Raw genomic sequence first — 17,601 nt, 5'->3', positions numbered from 1 at the left:
ATTTCATGCCAAGACAGGCGTGGATTGTGTCGCGCTCGACAATTCGGTGACGCCGGAATGGGGTGCGGCGAATGTACAAAAAGACGGCTGTGTGCAGGGCAATCTCGCCTCGTCACATATGGTCACGGGTGGGCAGCCGTTGATCGACGAAGTGCGCCACATCCGCGAGGCATTTTCCAAGGGGCCGCATATCTTCAACCTCGGCCACGGGATTACACCGGACGCGGATCCCGACAACGTCTCGTTGATGATCGAGACGCTGCGCGAGACCGTTTAGGGGTCAGGTCTTCATCGCGACCCAGACCGCCGGCAGATGTTTCGCGGTGTCATGGCCGGGGGTAACATCCTGCGTCACACCCATTTGGCCAGCGGCGGGAGGCTCATGAGCACTGCGTTGGCGTCATGGCCGGTTTCGAGGCCGAATTTGGTTCCGCGATCATAGACGAGGTTATATTCGGCATAGAGGCCGCGGTGGATGAGCTGGGCGTCTTTATCCGCCTCTGTCCACGCGGTGTCGCGCCGTTTGACCGTCACAGACAGGAACGCGGGCAGAAACGCGCGGCCGACAGCCTGCGTGAAGGCAAAGTCGCGGTCCCAGTCGCCTGTGTTCAGGTCGTCGTAGAAAATCCCGCCGACACCGCGCGCGCGATTGCGGTGCGGGATGTAGAAATACTCGTCCGCCCATTTTTTGAAGCGCGGGTAGTAGGCCGGATCGTGTTGGTCACAGTGTTCTTTGAGAACCGTGTGAAAGCTATTGGTGTCCTCAGGGTATTCGATGCAGGGATTGAGGTCCGATCCGCCGCCGAACCACCATGCGTGCGGGGTCCAGAACATGCGGGTGTTCATGTGAACCGCCGGCGTGTGCGGGTTTTGCATATGCGCGACCAGAGAGATGCCCGAGGCCCAGAAACGTGGATCATCCGCCATGCCTTCGATGCCTTTGCGCGCGGCCATCGCGGCCTGCGCGCGCGGTGCGAGGGTGCCGTAGACGGTGGATACGTTGACGCCGACCTTTTCGAACACGCGCCCACCGCGCATCACCGACATCAACCCGCCGCCCGCATCCGACCCGTCGGCAGAATCGCGTTTGGTTTCGCTCACCTCGAAACGCCCTGCTTCACGATCACTGAAGGGGCCGGTGGTCTGGCTGTCTTCCAGCGCTTCGAAGGCTTGGACGATGTTGTCGCGCAGCGTACGGAACCAAGTCGATGCCGCCTGTTTTTGCGCGTCCATTTGATCGCTCATGGATGAGATCCCTCTCTCAAAAGGTTCGCAGGGGTTTAGCAGGATGGCGCCGAAACTTCCAAGTGCCCCTTTCACAACCGCGGCAATTTGCTATCGTCAGGCGTTCACTCTGTAGGAGATCGCCATGCGTTGGCTCATACCATTTGCCCTGTTGCCCCTCATCGCTGCCTGTTCGCAGCAGGACGCCTGTATCTCGCGGGCGTCAAAGGACTATCGGATTGTGTCGGGGCTGATCGAAGAGACACGCGCCAATATCGCGCGCGGCTATGGTCTGACGACCTATTCCGAGCTTGTCGAAAGCTACGAAAAATGTGGCGAGGATGCCGAGGGGCGCGATCTGTATTGCCAGACGGTCGATACGGTGAAGCGTCAGAAACCTGTGTCGATCGACCTCGAAGCGGAGCGGGCAAAGTTAAGCTCGCAGCTCGCCAAGCAGGCCGAGTTGGCGGTGTCGACGAAGGCCGCGCAGGCCGCCTGTATCGCGCAATATCCCGAAGGCTAAGAACCTCAGGGAGTGGGGTCAGTGCGTGGGAACGCGCACTGGGTCCACAAGCGTGCGACCCCCGTCAACGGTCAGGATTTGACCGGTCATAAAGCCCGAGCACTCAGAGGCGAGGTATTGCACGGTTTCCGCAATCTCTGCGGCGGGTGCGATGCGTCCGAGCGGGGTGTTTTCAATGATGCTGTCGCGGAACTCCGGCGTATCTGAAATCACGTCCTGAAGTTTCGCGCTCATCACCGATCCGAAGGCGACGGCGTTGACGCGAATGCGGTAGGGCGCGAGAGCCACGGCCATCGCGCGCGTCATCTGATCGACCGCTGCGGAGGAAATCGAGAACCCCAAAAGCTCGGGCTGGGCGCGCCGTGCGGCGATGGACGACAGGTTGACGATGGACCCGAGAGGGCCCGTGGTGCGGTCCTCTTTTTCGGCACGCGCGATCATCCAGCGCGAAATCTGCTGGGTGATGCGCAGCGAGGTCATCAGGTTCTGTTCGAGAAGCGTTGCGACATTGTCTGCATCTGCGTTCAGCGGGTCCGATGTCAGCACCTGACGCGAGGCGTTCACCACAATATCCACGCTGTCGTAGGCGTCGATGGTGGCCGAGAGTAGATTGGCGACGGTCAGCTTTTCACGCAGATCGCCTGCGTAATAGGAAATCCGCGAGCCTTCGGTCTCGGCGGCATCTCCGATTTCATTGGCCAGACTTTCTTCGTCCATATCCGCGCACATGACGTTGGCGCCCTGCGCCTCGAAGTGGCGCGCAATGGCGAGTCCCACGCCGTTGGCCGCGCCTGTGATGATCGCGGTCTTGCCTGCAATTGAAAAACTCATGGTCTCATCCCCGATTCCATTTCAGCCAAGTTAGGCGTTTCGCCCGCCCCTGCGAAGGGGTTTTGCCGCCCGAAGGACTTTGAACCCTGCGACTCCGGTCACTTCCGTTACGTCAGCAAAGTGCGCCCCGAGCGTGGCCTCATAGGGCAAATGCCGGTTGGCGACGAGCCAAAGCGTGCCGCGCGGACTAAGCAGGCGCGCAGCCGAGCCGATGAATGCTTGTCCCAGCCCCGGGTCGCCTTCGCGTGTCGTGTGAAAAGGCGGGTTCATCACGACCGCATCGACAATTTCAGGCAGCTTTACGGTCGTGGCATCGGCCCAATGGAAGGTCGCACGCGGATCGGCCACGTTTTCGCGCGCACAGAGCAGCGCGTTATGTTCCGCCTCAACCACGTGCAATCGGGCAACCCCGTCACGCGAGAGGATATGGCGCGAAAGATAGCCCCACCCTGCCCCGAGGTCGGCGACAACGGCGGGCAGTTTGTCGGGCAGGTTTTCCACCAGCAACCGCGAGGCCGCATCGACACGTTCGGCAGAAAAAACGCCAGCGCGCGTGGTGAAGCCATCGACGACATGCATCGGACCCGGATTGGTCCAGTCGGCGAAGTCGCCGCCTGTGAACGAAATGGCTTTGCCGTGGGATTTGGAGACCGACACAGCTTCGGCGCCATGTTTTTTGATGTCGCGCAGGAGGCTGTCGATCCCGTCGGTTTTCTGCCCGTCGACGATCACGCGCCGCGCACGGGCGGCGGCATCCGCGATCAGACCGCGCGCTTCGATTTTGGATCGTGGCACACAGACCACCGCGAGGTCGTATTCGCCCTCTGCGGCGAGGCGGGTCGTTAGCCCCATGGCCGCGAAGGCGTCGTGATCTGGTTTAAAGCTCTGGATCACCTCGACGGTGGCATCGCCGAAAATCGACAGATCGGCGCCGGCGCGGGGTCGGTAAACGACGACGCGGCCTGTGGGCAGATCACTGCCCAAGAGCGAGGAGATACGGGGGGCATCCATGCGGGTAGGCTAGCGCCTATTCCTTTTCCATGGTGCATTGCAGCGGGTGCTGGTGGCGGCGGGCGAAATCCATCACCTGCATCACTTTGGTTTCGGCAATCTCGAAGGGAAAGACACCAACGACCGCCAACCCTTTTTTGTGCACGGTCAGCATGATCTCGGTCGCATGCGAATGGCCGATGGCGAAAAACCGTTCCAGAACCGTGACGACAAACTCCATCGGTGTGTAGTCATCGTTGAGCAACATCACCTTGTACAGGGGAGGTCGCTTTGTTTGCGGTTTCGATTTCAGCGCAACGCCAACGCCGCCGTCTTCATCGAAGCGGTCGTCTTTGTCGGATAGCGTATGAGGCGAGAGGTTCACTCGGTCGACTCCGGATTTCTCAATTGCCAAGACGGGATGTGCTTGGACGGACTATATAGGCCCTTTCGGGCCTGAATAAAGGGGGTTATGTCCCTAGATAGAGGAGAGAACGCACCCTATGCCTGTCAAATTTTCGACGATTGCCTTCGATGCCGACGACACGCTGTGGGAGAACGAAGCATTCTTCCGCCTGACGCAGGAACGATTCGCCGATCTTCTCGCCGATTATACCGAACGTGATCACCTCGCCGAGCGCCTGTTGGACGCCGAACGTCGCAACCTCGGCCAATATGGTTTCGGGATCAAAGGTTTCGTCCTGTCGATGATCGAAACGGCCATCGACGTGACCGACGAGAAAGTGCCCGCGAGTGTTATTCGCACGCTGATCGAGGCCGGTCAGGATATGTTGCAGCATCCGATCCATCTTCTGGAAGGTGTCGAGGAGACGGTGCGCGCGCTCGCGTCGTCCTACGATCTGCTTTTGGTGACCAAAGGCGACCTGCTCGATCAGGAACGAAAACTCGCCCAGTCGGGTTTGGGGGACCTGTTTGACGGGGTCGAGATCGTGTCTGACAAGACCGCGAACGTCTATTCGGGCATTTTTGATCGTCGCGGGATTGCGCCCGCAGAGGCCATGATGATCGGCAATTCCATGAAATCGGATGTCATTCCGCCCATCGATGCGGGGGCTTGGGGCGTTTATGTTCCCCATGGCCACACGTGGGAATTGGAACACGCGGCCCCGCCTGCGCATCATCCACAGTATCGATCTGTCGAAAATTTGGGCGAAATTCCTGGTCTGTTATCGGAAATTCAAACCTCCGCCTGATGCGAAATCGCTGGGCTGTCACAATGTAGACATTTCGCGGCCCATCCCCACCACATGTAGCGTTGCATCGATGCACGCCCGAAAACCCTTTGAAAATTGGCTGTTTTCTCGTTTCTGACCCTGTGTTACGCTCCCATTCATAAGCTGGGCGACATGATCCGGCAGAACGAGGCAGAGTTATGATGACGAGCGATGTGCGAGCGCAGGGATTCCTGCGGTCCCTCTCCCAACGTGTATTCCCTTTGTTCCTGATCGCCCTTGCGATCATGGTCGGTTTGACGGCACGCGTGAGTGCCGCCGAATACGCCGCATTGGTCATGGATGCGCGAAACGGCAAAGTACTTCATGCAACCAACGCGGATACGCGACTTCACCCAGCGTCCCTGACCAAGATGATGACGCTCTATGTCGCTTTTGAAGCGGTCGAGAACGGCGAAATCTCTCTGGACACCCTGGTGACGATTTCGCGCAACTCCGCCGCCGAACCGCCATCGAAGCTCGGCCTGCGCGCGGGCCAGAAAATCAAACTAAGATACCTTATTCGCGCCGCTGCGGTGAAATCGGCAAATGACGCCGCAACTGCAATTGCCGAAGCCGTTGAAGGGTCCGAGGCGGCATTCGCCCGCCGCATGAACCGGACCGCCAAGGCGCTCGGCATGTCGCGCACCACCTTTAAAAACGCCCACGGTCTGACTGCGAGCGGACATTTGTCCACCGCACGCGACATGACCGTTATGGGGCGCCATCTGTTTTACGACTATCCCGAATACTACAACCTGTTCTCGCGGGAACGCGCGGATGCAGGGATTAGCACGGTGAGCCACACCAACGCCCGCTTCCTGAACTCCTATCGCGGCGCGGACGGGATCAAGACGGGCTATACCTCGGCTGCCGGTTTCAACCTGACCGCCTCTGCAGAGCGCGGCGGGGAACGCATTATCACCACCGTTTTCGGCGGTCGCTCCACGGCGTCGCGCAATGCAAAGGTCGCCGAGCTGATGGATCTGGGGTTCAAACGGGCGCCAAACCGCGTTGCGGTGAACAAACCGTCGCGTCCGCCCTATATGGGCAAAGAGTCCGGCAATGGGCCCGTGGTTGTTGCCTCAAACCAGAAAACGCCTGCTGTGGCGTCCAAGATCATTCGCGTGAATATCTCGGTTGCCAAGAGCCCGATCCCGAAACTGCGCCCGCGGCCTGCGATTGCACCGGAGCAGGAAACCATCCTGCTCGCCATGTCGTCTGAAATTCTCGATGCTGTGGGCGAAGCGGAAAAACAGGCCGCCAAGGACGCAGAGCTCGCCGCAGCCGCGGCCAAAGCCGCAGAGGAGGCCAACGCTATCCTCGCCGCCGTCGAGGCGGAGAAGGAAAAGCTGGAAGCGCAACAGGCAGAAGCCGCACGTGCTGCGACATTCACCATTCCCAAGATGGCCCCTATCCCGCGTCCGGAGACGCTTCAACTCGCCTCGGTTAATCCGGGTGCGGCTGTGGTTCTCACCAACCCCGAACCTAGCGCGCCGGAAGTTGTGGCACGGTTCTCCACCTCGGGTGATCGCCACTACGGGGTCAATATCGGCACTTACGGGTCGGAATACGAAGCGCGCAAAGTTTTGTTGAAGACCGCGCTGTCCGAGTTGGAGATGCTCAACGGCACATTGCGTAAAGTGGTGAAATCCAACCGCGGCTATCAGGCGAACTTCCTCGGCATGAGCGAAGAACAAGCCGCGCTGACCTGTCGTCGTCTGGATGCACGCGGCCTGAGCTGCGACACAATCGGCGGCACGTAACAAAAGGCGCGTTGGCGTCTAGACGCCCGCGCCCTCCTCCGCCTCCAAATCGAAAGCCGCTGCGACCAGTGCCCGCGTGTAGGGGTGTTGGGGGTTGTCGAAAATCGTGTCGGCATCGGCCGCTTCGACGACATCGCCCCGCTTCATCACCAGAACCCGATGCGACAGGGCACGCACGACCCGCAGATCGTGGGAGATGAACAGGTAGGCGAGTTTGTGTTCGACCTGCAGGCGGCGCAGAAGATCGACGATCTGGACCTGAACGGTCATGTCGAGCGCCGATGTCGGTTCGTCCAGAACCAACAGGCGCGGTCGCAGGATCATGGCGCGCGCGATGGCGATACGTTGCCGTTGACCGCCCGAAAACTCATGCGGGTAGCGGAACCGCGTTTCGGGGTCGAGGCCGACCTCGCGCATGATTTCAATCACCGCTTCTTCTTGGGAGGCATGTTCGCCGAGGCCATGCACCCCGAGCCCCTCGGAAATGATCTGGGCCACGGTCATGCGTGGAGACAGAGAGCCGTAGGGATCCTGAAACACGATCTGCATATCGGCGCGCAGAGGGCGGATTTGTTGGTTGGTCCATCCCTGGATGTCTTGCCCGAGAACCACGACGGGACCCTCGGAAGAGATCAGCCGCATCATGGCGAGCGCGAGGGTGGTCTTGCCGGACCCGCTCTCGCCCACGATGCCCACGGTTTCGCCCGCGCGCACGCTGAGCGTGGCGGCATTCACGGCCTTTACGTGGCCAACAGTGCGGCGCAGGAGGCCGCGCTGGATCGGGAACCAGATGCGCAGATCTTTGGTCTGTGCCACCACTTCGGCGGAGTCGGGCACGGGGGCTGCGTGTCCTGCGGCCTCGGCCTCTAGCAGGATGCGGGTGTAGGGGTGTTCGGGCGCATCGAATATCCGCGCCGTTTCGCCGCGTTCGACGATTTCGCCCTCTTTCATCACGCAGACATGGTCGGCCAGTTTGCGCACGATGCCGAGGTCATGGGTGATGAACAGCATCGACATGCCGAGGTCGGCCTGCAACTGGCGCAGGAGCGTGAGGATCTGGGCCTGAATGGTCACGTCGAGCGCGGTCGTGGGTTCATCCGCGATCAACAGGTCGGGATCGTTGGCGAGCGCCATGGCGATCATAACCCGTTGGCGTTGCCCGCCGGAGAGCTGGTGGGGATAATCCTTGAGCCGGCTTTCGGGTTCGTGGATGCCGACCTTTTCGAGAAGGTCGATGATGCGCGCCCGCGCCTCGGCTCCGGTGAGGCCGCGATGGACGAGCAGGATCTCACCGAGCTGTTTTTCGATGGTGTGCAGCGGGTTGAGCGAGGTCATCGGCTCCTGAAAGATGAAGCTGATGTCATTGCCGCGCACCTTGCGCAGTTCTTTCTCCGGCTGCCCGACGAGTTCGCGGCCTTTGTATTTGATCGACCCTTCGAGGACGGCATTATCGGCGAGAAGATTCACGGTCGACAGCGCGGTCACGGATTTGCCCGATCCGCTCTCACCGACGAGCGCGAGCGTTTCGCCCTTTTGCAGCGAGAAGGACACGCCTTTGACCGCGGCCACGAGGCCACCGTCCTGTTTGAAGGAGACCGTCAGGTCCTTGATTTCCATAAGGCTCATCGGAAGGTCTTTCGCGGGTCAAAGGCATCGCGCACACCTTCAAAGATGAAGACGAGAAGCGAGAGCATGATGGCGTAGGTGAAGAAGGCAGTGAAGGCGAGCCATGGGGCCTGCAGGTTGCGTTTCGCCTGCAACGTAAGCTCACCCAGAGAGGGGTAGGATGAGGGCAGACCAAAACCGAGGAAGTCGAGCGCCGCGAGCGTGCCGATGGTGCCGGTGACGATAAACGGCAGCAGCGTGAGCGTGGCGACCATAGCGTTGGGCAACATGTGGCGGAACATGATGGTGCCGTTACTGACCCCGAGCGCGCGGGCGGCGCGGATGTATTCGAAATTGCGCGCACGCAGGAATTCGGCGCGCACCACACCCACGAGGGCGGGCCAGCCAAACAGGATTGTCACCCCGACGAGGAGCCAGAATCCCCGCCCCAGAATGGCGAAGAGGATGATGATGACATAGAGCGACGGCATCGCGCTCCAGATTTCCAGAATGCGCTGGAAGATGATGTCGGTGCGGCCGCCAAAGAACCCCTGCACCGCACCGGCGATAATCCCGATGACGGAGGCAACGCTGGTCACGATGATGGTGAAGAAGATCGACAGCCGGAACCCGTAGATCACCCGCGCGAGGACGTCGCGTTTGGTGTCATCCGTTCCCAGCAGGTTTTGCGATGTGGGCGGCGACGGTGCGGCACCCGGTCCTTCGACCTGCGTGTTGAAGGAATAGCGGATCGGGGGCCAGAGCATCCACCCCTTTTCGATCGCCTCGCCGTTGATGACGCCATCCTCGGCGTCTGCGATGTAGCCTTCGGGGTCGTCAAAGCACAGCTCCAGGCCGCCGGTTTTGATCAGGCATTCGACCTCCGCGTAGCGGTAGACGGCCTCGGTTCGGAAATCGCCGCCGAATTCGGTTTCGGGATAGAATTTGGCAATCGGCGTGTAATAGCTGCCGCGATATTGCACGAGGATCGGTTTGTCGTTTGCCAGAAATTCGGCAAAGAGCGACAGCACGAAGAGCACCGTGAAGATGATGAGCGACCATGTCGCGCGCCGGTTCGCTTTGAAATTGCGCAGGCGGCGCTGGTTGAGCGGTGACAATCTCATGTGTCCCTCCGCTCGAAGTCGATACGGGGATCAACGAAGACATACATGAGGTCGCTCAGGATGCCGACGACGAGGCCGATGAGACCAAAGAAGAACAGCGTGCCGAAGATCACCGGATAATCACGCTGGAGAGCGGCCTGAAAACCCATGCGCCCCAGACCGTCGAGCGAGAATAGCGTCTCGATAATGACCGAACCGGAAAAGAACACGCCGAGGAACAGCGACGGGAAGCCCGCGATCACGATGAGCATCGCGTTGCGGAACACGTGCCCGTAGAGGACGCGGCTTTCGGTCAGCCCCTTGGAGCGCGCGGTGACGACGTATTGTTTGCGGATCTCGTCGAGGAAGGAGTTCTTTGTCAGCAAGGTGAGCGTGGCAAAGGAGGAGATCAGCGAGGCGAGCACCGGCAGCGCCATGTGCCATGCGTAGTCGGCGATTTTCCCAAACAGGCTGAGCTCGTCCCAATTGGGCGACGTGAGGCCACGAAGCGGGAAGATTTGCCAATATGAGCCGCCCGCAAAAAGGACGAGCAGCATGATGGCGAACAGGAACCCCGGAATTGCATAGGCCACGATGATGATTGCGGAGGTCCAAGTGTCAAAGGACGATCCGTCACGCACCGCTTTGCGAATGCCGAGCGGGATCGAGATCATGTAGGAGATCACGGTCGCCCAGAGGCCGAGCGAGATGGAGACCGGCAGGCGTTCCCAGACCATTTCCAACACACCCTCGGAGCGGAAATAGCTCTCGCCGAAGTCGAAGCGCATGTAATTCCACATCATCCCGAGGAAGCGTTCGAGGGGCGGTTTATCCAGCCCGAATTGTCGTTCCAGATCGGCGATAAACTCGGGCGGCAAGCCGCGCGCACCGGCGTATTCGCTCTGGTTGTTTCCGGTCACGGTCGATTCGAATTCGACCTCTGTGTCCTGCTGACCGCCAGAGATGACTTCGAAAACGTCCCCCTCGCCGCGCATATTGGCGAGCACCTGTTCGATGGGTCCACCGGGTACGAATTGGGTCAGGGCAAAGTTGATGATCATGATCCCGAGCAACGTCGGGATGATCAGCAATAGTCGCCGAAGGATATAGCTTGCCATTTGGGGCGCGTTCTCCGCGTCTTTATTTCAGGGCACCGGCTTCGCGCAGGGCAGCGGCTTTGTCTGCGTTGTACCACCAGGTTGACAGGTACCCTAGCGAATAAGGCTCCAACTGCGCGTCGGGGACATGTTCGTACATGTCGTAATAGGCCACCCAGTGAGAGTCGTTCATATGGGCGGGCACGATGAAGTATTCATGGCGCATGATCCGGTCGGCGGCACGCACGACGGCGGCCATTTCATCGTAGGTGTCCACTTCGAGAATGCGCTCACTGAGATAATCGATGGCGGGCATTGCAAGGCCGGCGGGATTGAATACATCGTTCACGTTCTCGGAACTGTATTTCTGGCTGAAATCGCTGCCCACCTCAAAGCCGTTGAGGTAGCCGTCGTAGATCATGTCGTAGTCAAAGCTCTGGGTGCGGGCCTGATATTGGTTCGGGTCGATCCGGTTATAAACCGCATCAACGCCCAGCGCCTGCAGGTTTTCGACATAGGGGTTGATGATCCGGTCCCACGAGGGGCTGTAGTGCAGGATTTCGAGCGTCAGCGGTTCACCGGCGGCGTTGCGCAATTTGCCATCGTCACCGGGCACGTAGCCTGCTTCTTCGAGCAAGGCCAAAGCGCGGCGCACGTTACGCCGGTCCAGAGACAAGTCGCCAGAGGTATGCGGCAGGAATGCTTCCTCGGTGAAAATTTCGGGCGCGACCATATCGCGGACCTCTTCGAGAATGGCCAGTTCGGCACCCTCGGGCAGGCCTTTGGCCTTTAGGGTATCGTTTTCCCAAAAGCTCTCGCGCTGTTTGAACAGGCCATACTGGAGGTTATCGTTGGTCCATGTGAAGTTATACATCAGCCCGAGCGCGAGGCGCACATTGCGGTCCTGAAGCTTTTCACGGCGCAGGTTATAGAGGAACCCATAGGCACCGGGCAGGGAGCCGTTAAAGAGCGTTTCCTTTTTCACCCAACCCTTTTCGAGAGCGGGAAAATCGTAGGACGTCGCCCATTGCAGCGACGAGCTTTCACGACGGAAGGTGATGTCACCTGATTTGAAGGCCTCAAACGCCGCGACGGTGTCGCCGAAATAGACGATGCGGATTGTGTCGTAGTTCTGCGTGCCTTTGTTCAGCCAATGCTCATTGCCCCAATAGTCGGGGTTGCGCGTGTATTCGACCCATTGGCCCGCGTCGTAGCCACCAACCTTATAGGCCCCTGTGCCCGGCGAGATATCAAAGCTCTTTTCGTCCAGTTTTGCACCGGTTTCGTCAAACCACTTCTTTTGCATCACGAGGGTCGACCCCGCCTGACCGATCAGGCCATTGCGCGGGATGTCGGGCTGGAATTCGTAGCGCACAGTGAACTCGTCCAGCACCTCGGCGCTTTTGATCATCGCGGCAACGCCGGCGCGCCAGGACGGCGTGCCTTCTGCGAGCATTTTATTGAAGCTGAACACCACATCTTCGGCGGTCATCGGGGAGCCGTCCGAGAAGGTCACATCATCGCGCAGGTGAAAAATCACCCACTCCTGACTTTCAGGATACTCGAGGCTCTCGCAAAGCAGGCAATAGCTGGTCGCTTTTTGTTCGTCGGCGACTCCGCCCATGAGGCGTTCGAACCCGATGGTGGAAAGGGCTGCGGGCGTGCCCGAAAGGGTCGCGAAGGCGTTGAGGCTATCGAAATCGCCAACCACGCCGAGGGAAATCTCCCCGCCCTTTGGCGCATCGGGGTTCACGTAGTCGAGGTGATCGACCGGCGTGTCATATTTCGCTTCGCCCCAATCGGAGAACCACGTCGCTGTAATCACGTTCTCCTGGGCGTGAACCACCGAACCGAAAGTGACGGTAGCTGCGGCCAAAAGGGTCGCTGTGAAGAAGTGACGTGCCATGCGATAGTGCCTCCGTATCGGATTAGCCGGACCTATTGATGTCCTTTCTATCAATCTGGCGCGGATTTTCATCCCTTCCAACCGCGAAGTTGCGCGATTGTGTAGTTTTCGTGAAGTTTGCAAAGAAATGCCCCGCCGGCGCGAGCCAACGGGGCAAATTCAGATCAAATCCCGGGGGCTGTGATGGGTTAGCCGCCAAAGCCCTGCAAATAGGCGATCAGGTTCGCGCGGTCTTCGACGCTGCTGAGACCGGCAAAGGACATCTTTGTGCCCGGTGCGTAGCCTTTGGGGTTTTCGAGAAAGCCTTCGAGAGCTTCTGGGGTCCATTGGCCGTCGAGACCGATAATGGCGTCCGAAAAGGCAAATCCATCAACCGATGCGATTTCGCGATCCACAACACCATCGAGGTGTGGGCCGGTTCCGTTGGTGCCGTCGAGTTTGTGGCAGGCTTTGCATTTGTTGAACACGCGTTCGCCTTTGCCCGCGTCGGCGGCGGCAAAAACGTCAGCGAATGCGACCTGAACGACCTCTTCGGCTTCATCGCTGTCGGATTCGCCGGTGTCGATCACATAGGCCTGAGCGTGTTCGCCCTCCCCATGATGAGCGCCGCCGCCATGATAAATGGCTTCGCCAGCCCAGTTGGCCAAAAGGAAAATCAGGAAGGTGCCGCAAACTGCGCCTACTGCCTTGGTAAGGGTCATCGTGTCGAACATGTCGCGATCCGTTTGTGTGCTCTGGTCGCGCGGTATGTATCCGCTTCCCACATGGCATTTCAAGGTATAAGACCCGCGACCAATCGACATGACGACATAAAACTGCGTCGGGGAGGGAAAAATATGGCCAAACGCATAGCTTTTCAGGGAGAACCGGGCGCCTACGGGCATCAGGCATGTACCGAGGCGCGACCAGATCACGAACCTCTTCCCTGCGCGACTTTCGAAGACGCGATGGATGCCGTGCGCAATGGCGAGGCCGATTTGGGCATGATCGCCGTCGAAAATTCGACCTACGGGCGGGTGCAGGACGTGTATCACCTGCTGCCAGAATCGGGTCTGCACATCGTCGATGAGACCTTTGTGCGGGTGCATGTGAACCTGCTCGGCGTCAAAGGCGCGAAAATCGAGGACGTAAAACAGGTCCGTGCGATGTCGGTGCTTCTTGGACAGGCGCGCGGGTTCATCAAGGAACGCGATCTCCAGATTCTCAATTGGTCCGATAATGCCGCCGCGGCGCGTGCGGTTGCCGAAATGGGCGACAAACGCGAAGGGGCCTTTGCCTCTGAAATCGCGGCGGAGATTTTCGGGCTCGATGTATTGGCGCGTCACGTCGAGGATCACGACCTCAACACCACGCGCTTTCTTATCATGTCGCGCGAGCCCGATCTGACGCGGCGCGCAGATAAGATGGTCACCGCCTTTGTGTTCCGTGTGCGCAACATTCCCGCCGCGCTCTATAAGGCGCTCGGCGGCTTTGCCACCACCGGCATCAACATGACAAAGCTGGAAAGCTACATGGTCGACGGGAATTTCCAGGCAACGCAGTTTTACGCCGATATCGAAGGCCACCCCGACGACGAAAACGTCAAACTCGCGTTGGAAGAGTTGAGCTTTTTCACCGAGATGGTGGAGATTCTCGGCGTCTACCCTGCGGATCCGCGCCGGAGCTGATCGCTCAGGCGACCGTTTTGGCGTAGTCGGTCGACAACCGTTCGGACATGGTGCTCACGCGTTTTTCGAACCGCTTCTGCAGCGTGTTTTTCGCGAATTTGACGGATTGCACGAGGATGCGCGCCGAAAGCGTTTGTGGCCGCACCTCATATCCCAATGTCAGGCGCGTGCGGCGCGGCGAGAGGGCGACCAGAGTTATGGTGATTTCCATGTTCAACCCGCCAGACAATGCCACGGCTTTGAGGCTATGAGGCGGATCGGTTTCGATCACGTCCGCGCGCATGTCGCGCAGTTTACCGCGGAACGGAACCTTTAGGTCCCAACTCGGCTGCGTGGCGTCCGCGCGACGTTGCACGGTGACCCCGCGACGCATCGCCTGGCGTTCGAGCGCATCGTATTCGGTCACGCGCGCGAAAACGTAATCAATCGGCGCATCGATATCCGTGCGGGTCGAAAATTTCATGGGGTCACTCCTTCCATGGTCCCGCGTTTATTCGCTTAATCGAGGCGATCTTCAAGCCATCGGGTCAGGAGAAAATGAGCAATTGCACCTTTTCGCGCGGGCTTTAGCGACGGATCGAGCCCCGCCATGGCCGATGCAACGCGTTCACGGGGCACCCAAAGCGCGGCTTCCAGCTCTGCGGGATCAATCGTGATTTCATGGCTTAGCGCCTCTGCGCGGCAACCGATCATCAAGGATGTTGGGAAGGGCCAAGGTTGGCTCGCGATGTAGTCCACGCGGCCGATACGTATCGCGGATTCCTCCAATACTTCGCGGCGCACGGCGGCCTCGATCGGCTCCCCGGGTTCGACGAAACCGGCGAGAAGGGAATACATGTTCTCCGGCCACTCCTTATTCCGGCCCAGAAGAACAGAGTTCCCATATGTCACCAACATGATCACGACCGGGTCGGTGCGCGGATAATGAACGGCAGAACAGGCACCGCATCGCCGCTCCCATCCGCCCATGGCGATCACGCTCGGCTCACCACAGGCTGCGCAAAATCCATGTGTGCGGTGCCACGCGAGCAACCCGCGCGCGGTGGCCGCCAATTCGGCCTCCCACCCGTCAAGTCCCCCCATGGCGCCACGTAGGTCCACGAACTGACCCTCTTTTACGCCGCGCACCGCCGTTGAAACCGGATCAAAGGGTCCTGCATCGACGGCATCCTCCACGGGATCCAGATGCGACAGATCGGCGGCAAAAACCGGTGCGCCGTTGTTTTCGGCCAGCCCTAGAAAGAGCGGCTCCGAGGGGAGGTTTGACAGAATTGGTGCCTTTGACGGGATCAGGGCAAGCCGCCCGTCTTCGCGCACGAGCGGTTTCAGTCGCCACATCGGCAGCACGAGCGCGTGCTCCAGATCCCAAGATGACGACGCCTCGGCCCGTGCCACAGCAGATCGGTCTAGGCGTCCCGCCGCGAAAGTTACTGATTCTCTATTGTACGTTTTCCCCATCGTCGTGGAGCCTCCAGAATCATTTAAATCGATGCAAGGTCGCTGACCTATTGCTCTGCCAGCACAAATGTACATAATGCAACCTAAGGTTGATTAATTTTTGTCATATCGACTTTTAAGAGTATTTTTAATACCGGCCCCGCGTTAATCTGAAAAAAATGTCACCGGTTTGTCTTTCCCCGTGCCTAGACTGTCTAAGGCAAACAATACGGAGAGGCGACATGACCCTGACGACCCAACTCACACGCCGCAATTTCCTTGGCGGCACGATTGCTGGAACCGCCTTGATCGCACTGCACCCATACTCAGCCCGCGCAGCCGCCAATCAGGCTCATCTTCGCATTATGGAAACGACGGACCTTCACGTTCACGTCTTTCCCTATGACTATTATTCGGACCGACCGGTCGACACCGTTGGCCTGTCCCGCACCGCAGCCTACATTGAACAAATCCGCGCCGAGGCGACGAATTCGATGTTGCTCGACAACGGTGATTTTTTGCAGGGCAATCCCATGGGCGATTACATCGCCTATGAGCGCGGCATGAAAGAGGGCGATCTGCACCCGATCATTGCGGCGATGAATGCGGTTGGTTTTGACGCCTCTACGCTGGGTAATCACGAATTCAACTACGGTCTCGATTTCCTGATGAAATCGCTAGCCGGCGCGGATTTCCCAGTGATCTCGGCCAATGTTGTCAAAGAAATGGGTGCGAACCCGCGCGCGGACACCACTTTGCTGCCGCCTTATGTGATCCTCGATCGCGAGATCACCGATGGCGCGGGCGAAAAGCATTCCATCAAGGTCGGGCTCATCGGCTTTGTGCCGCCCCAGATCATGACATGGGATCGCCGCCACCTCGAAGGCAACGTGAACGCCCGCGATATATTGGAAACCGCGCGCGCCTATGTTCCCGAGATGAAGGAAAAAGGCGCCGATATCATCATTGCGCTGTCCCACTCCGGCATTGGAACGGCAGAAGACAAAGAGGGGCTCGAAAACGCCTCTGTGCCGTTGGCCGCGATTGACGGGATCGACGCGCTCATGACCGGACACTCGCACCTTGTCTTCCCCTCCCCCACCTATGCCGACTACGCAGCGGTGGATGCCGAAAAGGGCCTGATCCACGGCAAACCGGCCGTTATGGGCGGGTTCTGGGGCTCCGATTTGGGTGTGATCGACCTGATGTTGGAGCGTGAAGGTGGCGAATGGCGTGTGGTGACCACTGCCTGCGAAACCCGCAAGATCGCCCAACGCAACGAGGACCGCTCCGTCACGGCACTTGTCGAAGATGTGCCTGCCGTTATCGCCGCTGCGCAAAAGGATCACGATGAAACGCTGGCCTATGTGCGCCGCGCTGTCGGAAAAACGGAAGCTCCGCTACATTCCTACTTTGCCCTCGTCGCCGACGACCCATCGGTCCAGATCGTGTCGAATGCGCAGATGTGGTACATGGCGGAAATGATGAAGGGCACCGAGTACGAAGGCTTGCCGCTTCTCTCTGCAGCAGCACCCTTTAAAGCCGGTGGTCGCGGTGGTCCTGAATATTACACCGACGTCGCACCGGGTGCGATTGCGATCAAAAACGTGGCCGACCTCTATCTCTACCCAAACACGATCCGTGCAGTGCGTATTAATGGCGCCCAGTTGAAAGGGTGGCTCGAACGCTCTGCGGGGATGTTCAATCAGGTCGAGGCGGGCACGAAAGACGCCATTTTGCTCAACCCCGACTTTCCCTCCTACAACTTCGATGTGATCGACGGGGTGACCTACCAGATCGACCTGAGCCAGCCGTCGCGTTTTGACGCCAAGGGCGGACCACTCAACCCCGAAGCATCGCGGATTGTGAACCTCGCGATCGATGGCGCGCCGGTAACGGACGACATGGAGTTCATCGTCGCCACCAACAACTATCGCGCGGGCGGCGGCGGGGATTTCCCCGGCGCGGACGGGTCGACCGTGATCTTTGAAGGGCCAGACACCAACCGCGACATCATCGTGCGCTATATCGTTGATAACGGGACAGTGAATCCGAAGGCAGATTTTAACTGGTCTTTCGCGCCACTTGATGGGGCAACCGTCCTCTTTGATACCGGCCCTGCCGCACAGTCCCACCTTTCGGAGTTGGAAGGGCTGACCATCGACGAGGCCGGCGCGGGCGATGACGGGTTCTCACGGTTCCGCATCACGCTGTGATCGC

Annotated in this window: 17 protein-coding genes; 6 read left to right on the top strand and 11 right to left on the bottom strand. The window is 59.3% G+C overall.

All coding sequences use genetic code 11. The annotated features are described in order from the left end of the window. The coding region (locus tag ABD815_RS05615) for a uroporphyrinogen decarboxylase family protein (RefSeq protein ID WP_344844696.1) at window positions 1-277 on the top strand (277 nt) is incomplete at its 5' end. Between the two features lie 74 nt (window positions 278-351). Here ABD815_RS05615 and hemF read toward each other — a convergent pair. Then, complete coding sequence (gene hemF / locus ABD815_RS05610) at window positions 352-1,245, bottom strand: oxygen-dependent coproporphyrinogen oxidase (protein WP_344844691.1); 894 nt, start codon at window positions 1,243-1,245, stop codon at window positions 352-354. A gap of 124 nt (window positions 1,246-1,369) precedes the next feature. On the opposite strand from hemF, the gene ABD815_RS05605 reads away from it, so the two are divergent. Continuing rightward, window positions 1,370-1,747 carry a hypothetical protein gene (locus tag ABD815_RS05605; RefSeq protein ID WP_344844688.1) on the top strand — a complete coding sequence of 126 codons (378 nt, stop codon included), beginning with the start codon at window positions 1,370-1,372 and terminating at the stop codon, window positions 1,745-1,747. Window positions 1,748-1,765: 18 nt separating this feature from the next. On the opposite strand, the gene ABD815_RS05600 is transcribed toward ABD815_RS05605, so the two are convergent. The 3 genes from ABD815_RS05600 to clpS are packed head-to-tail and all read right to left on the bottom strand — an operon-like array spanning window position 1,766 to window position 3,953. Beyond that, complete coding sequence (locus tag ABD815_RS05600; protein ID WP_344844684.1) at window positions 1,766-2,578, bottom strand: SDR family NAD(P)-dependent oxidoreductase; 813 nt, start codon at window positions 2,576-2,578, stop codon at window positions 1,766-1,768. A 30-nt stretch (window positions 2,579-2,608) separates the two neighbouring features. Beyond that, window positions 2,609-3,589 (bottom strand): class I SAM-dependent methyltransferase, encoded by a 981-nt coding sequence (locus ABD815_RS05595; protein ID WP_344844680.1) that lies wholly within the window; start codon window positions 3,587-3,589, stop codon window positions 2,609-2,611. Between the two features lie 16 nt (window positions 3,590-3,605). Next, a complete protein-coding gene (clpS, locus tag ABD815_RS05590) occupies window positions 3,606-3,953 on the bottom strand; it encodes an ATP-dependent Clp protease adapter ClpS (RefSeq protein ID WP_425549847.1) in 348 nt (115 codons plus the stop codon). Window positions 3,954-4,071: 118 nt separating this feature from the next. On the opposite strand from clpS, the gene ABD815_RS05585 reads away from it, so the two are divergent. Together ABD815_RS05585 and ABD815_RS05580 are read left to right on the top strand one after the other, a co-directional pair. After that, window positions 4,072-4,782 carry an HAD family hydrolase gene (locus tag ABD815_RS05585; protein WP_344844678.1) on the top strand — a complete coding sequence of 237 codons (711 nt, stop codon included), beginning with the start codon at window positions 4,072-4,074 and terminating at the stop codon, window positions 4,780-4,782. A gap of 182 nt (window positions 4,783-4,964) precedes the next feature. Next, entirely contained in the window at window positions 4,965-6,566 is a 1,602-nt protein-coding gene (locus ABD815_RS05580; protein WP_344844871.1) for a D-alanyl-D-alanine carboxypeptidase family protein, read from the top strand. A gap of 18 nt (window positions 6,567-6,584) precedes the next feature. Here ABD815_RS05580 and ABD815_RS05575 read toward each other — a convergent pair whose 3' ends face one another. The 5 genes from ABD815_RS05575 to ABD815_RS05555 all read right to left on the bottom strand — a co-directional run bounded on the left by ABD815_RS05575 (window position 6,585) and on the right by ABD815_RS05555 (window position 12,990). Further along, on the bottom strand, window positions 6,585-8,192 hold the full coding sequence (locus ABD815_RS05575) for an ABC transporter ATP-binding protein (protein ID WP_344844676.1): 1,608 nt from the start codon (window positions 8,190-8,192) through the stop codon (window positions 6,585-6,587). Beyond that, window positions 8,189-9,295 (bottom strand): ABC transporter permease, encoded by a 1,107-nt coding sequence (locus tag ABD815_RS05570; RefSeq protein WP_344844673.1) that lies wholly within the window; start codon window positions 9,293-9,295, stop codon window positions 8,189-8,191. Before ABD815_RS05570 ends, ABD815_RS05575 begins: the two co-directional genes overlap by 4 nt. Further along, window positions 9,292-10,392, bottom strand: a complete 1,101-nt coding sequence (locus ABD815_RS05565; RefSeq protein ID WP_344844672.1) for a microcin C ABC transporter permease YejB — start codon at window positions 10,390-10,392, stop codon at window positions 9,292-9,294. The genes ABD815_RS05570 and ABD815_RS05565 overlap by 4 nt, the downstream gene beginning before the upstream one ends. 22 nt (window positions 10,393-10,414) lie before the next feature. Further along, window positions 10,415-12,277, bottom strand: coding sequence for an extracellular solute-binding protein (locus tag ABD815_RS05560; protein ID WP_344844670.1), 1,863 nt, complete (start codon window positions 12,275-12,277; stop codon window positions 10,415-10,417). 188 nt (window positions 12,278-12,465) lie between these two features. Then, a complete protein-coding gene (locus ABD815_RS05555; RefSeq protein ID WP_344844668.1) occupies window positions 12,466-12,990 on the bottom strand; it encodes a c-type cytochrome in 525 nt (174 codons plus the stop codon). Window positions 12,991-13,113: 123 nt separating this feature from the next. Between ABD815_RS05555 and ABD815_RS05550 the strand changes: the two genes are divergently transcribed. Continuing rightward, window positions 13,114-13,944: a prephenate dehydratase gene (locus ABD815_RS05550; RefSeq protein WP_344844665.1), complete on the top strand. Its 831-nt coding sequence runs from the start codon at window positions 13,114-13,116 to the stop codon at window positions 13,942-13,944. A gap of 4 nt (window positions 13,945-13,948) precedes the next feature. Here ABD815_RS05550 and ABD815_RS05545 read toward each other — a convergent pair whose 3' ends face one another. Next, window positions 13,949-14,407: an SRPBCC family protein gene (locus tag ABD815_RS05545; RefSeq protein ID WP_344844662.1), complete on the bottom strand. Its 459-nt coding sequence runs from the start codon at window positions 14,405-14,407 to the stop codon at window positions 13,949-13,951. Between the two features lie 35 nt (window positions 14,408-14,442). Next, window positions 14,443-15,402, bottom strand: coding sequence for an NAD(+) diphosphatase (gene nudC, locus ABD815_RS05540; protein WP_425549846.1), 960 nt, complete (start codon window positions 15,400-15,402; stop codon window positions 14,443-14,445). 221 nt (window positions 15,403-15,623) lie between these two features. On the opposite strand from nudC, the gene ABD815_RS05535 reads away from it, so the two are divergent. Then, the gene (locus ABD815_RS05535) at window positions 15,624-17,597 is read left to right on the top strand and encodes a bifunctional 2',3'-cyclic-nucleotide 2'-phosphodiesterase/3'-nucleotidase (RefSeq protein WP_344844655.1); all 1,974 of its coding nucleotides are present in this window, start codon (window positions 15,624-15,626) and stop codon (window positions 17,595-17,597) included. Window positions 17,598-17,601: the final 4 nt, after the last annotated feature.

The sequence above is a fragment of the Celeribacter arenosi genome (assembly GCF_039539485.1).
In the GTDB taxonomy this organism is placed as follows: Bacteria; Pseudomonadota; Alphaproteobacteria; order Rhodobacterales; family Rhodobacteraceae; genus Celeribacter; species Celeribacter arenosi.
Note: the sequence above shows the minus strand (reverse complement) of the source record. Positions and strands in the feature narration are given on the sequence as shown.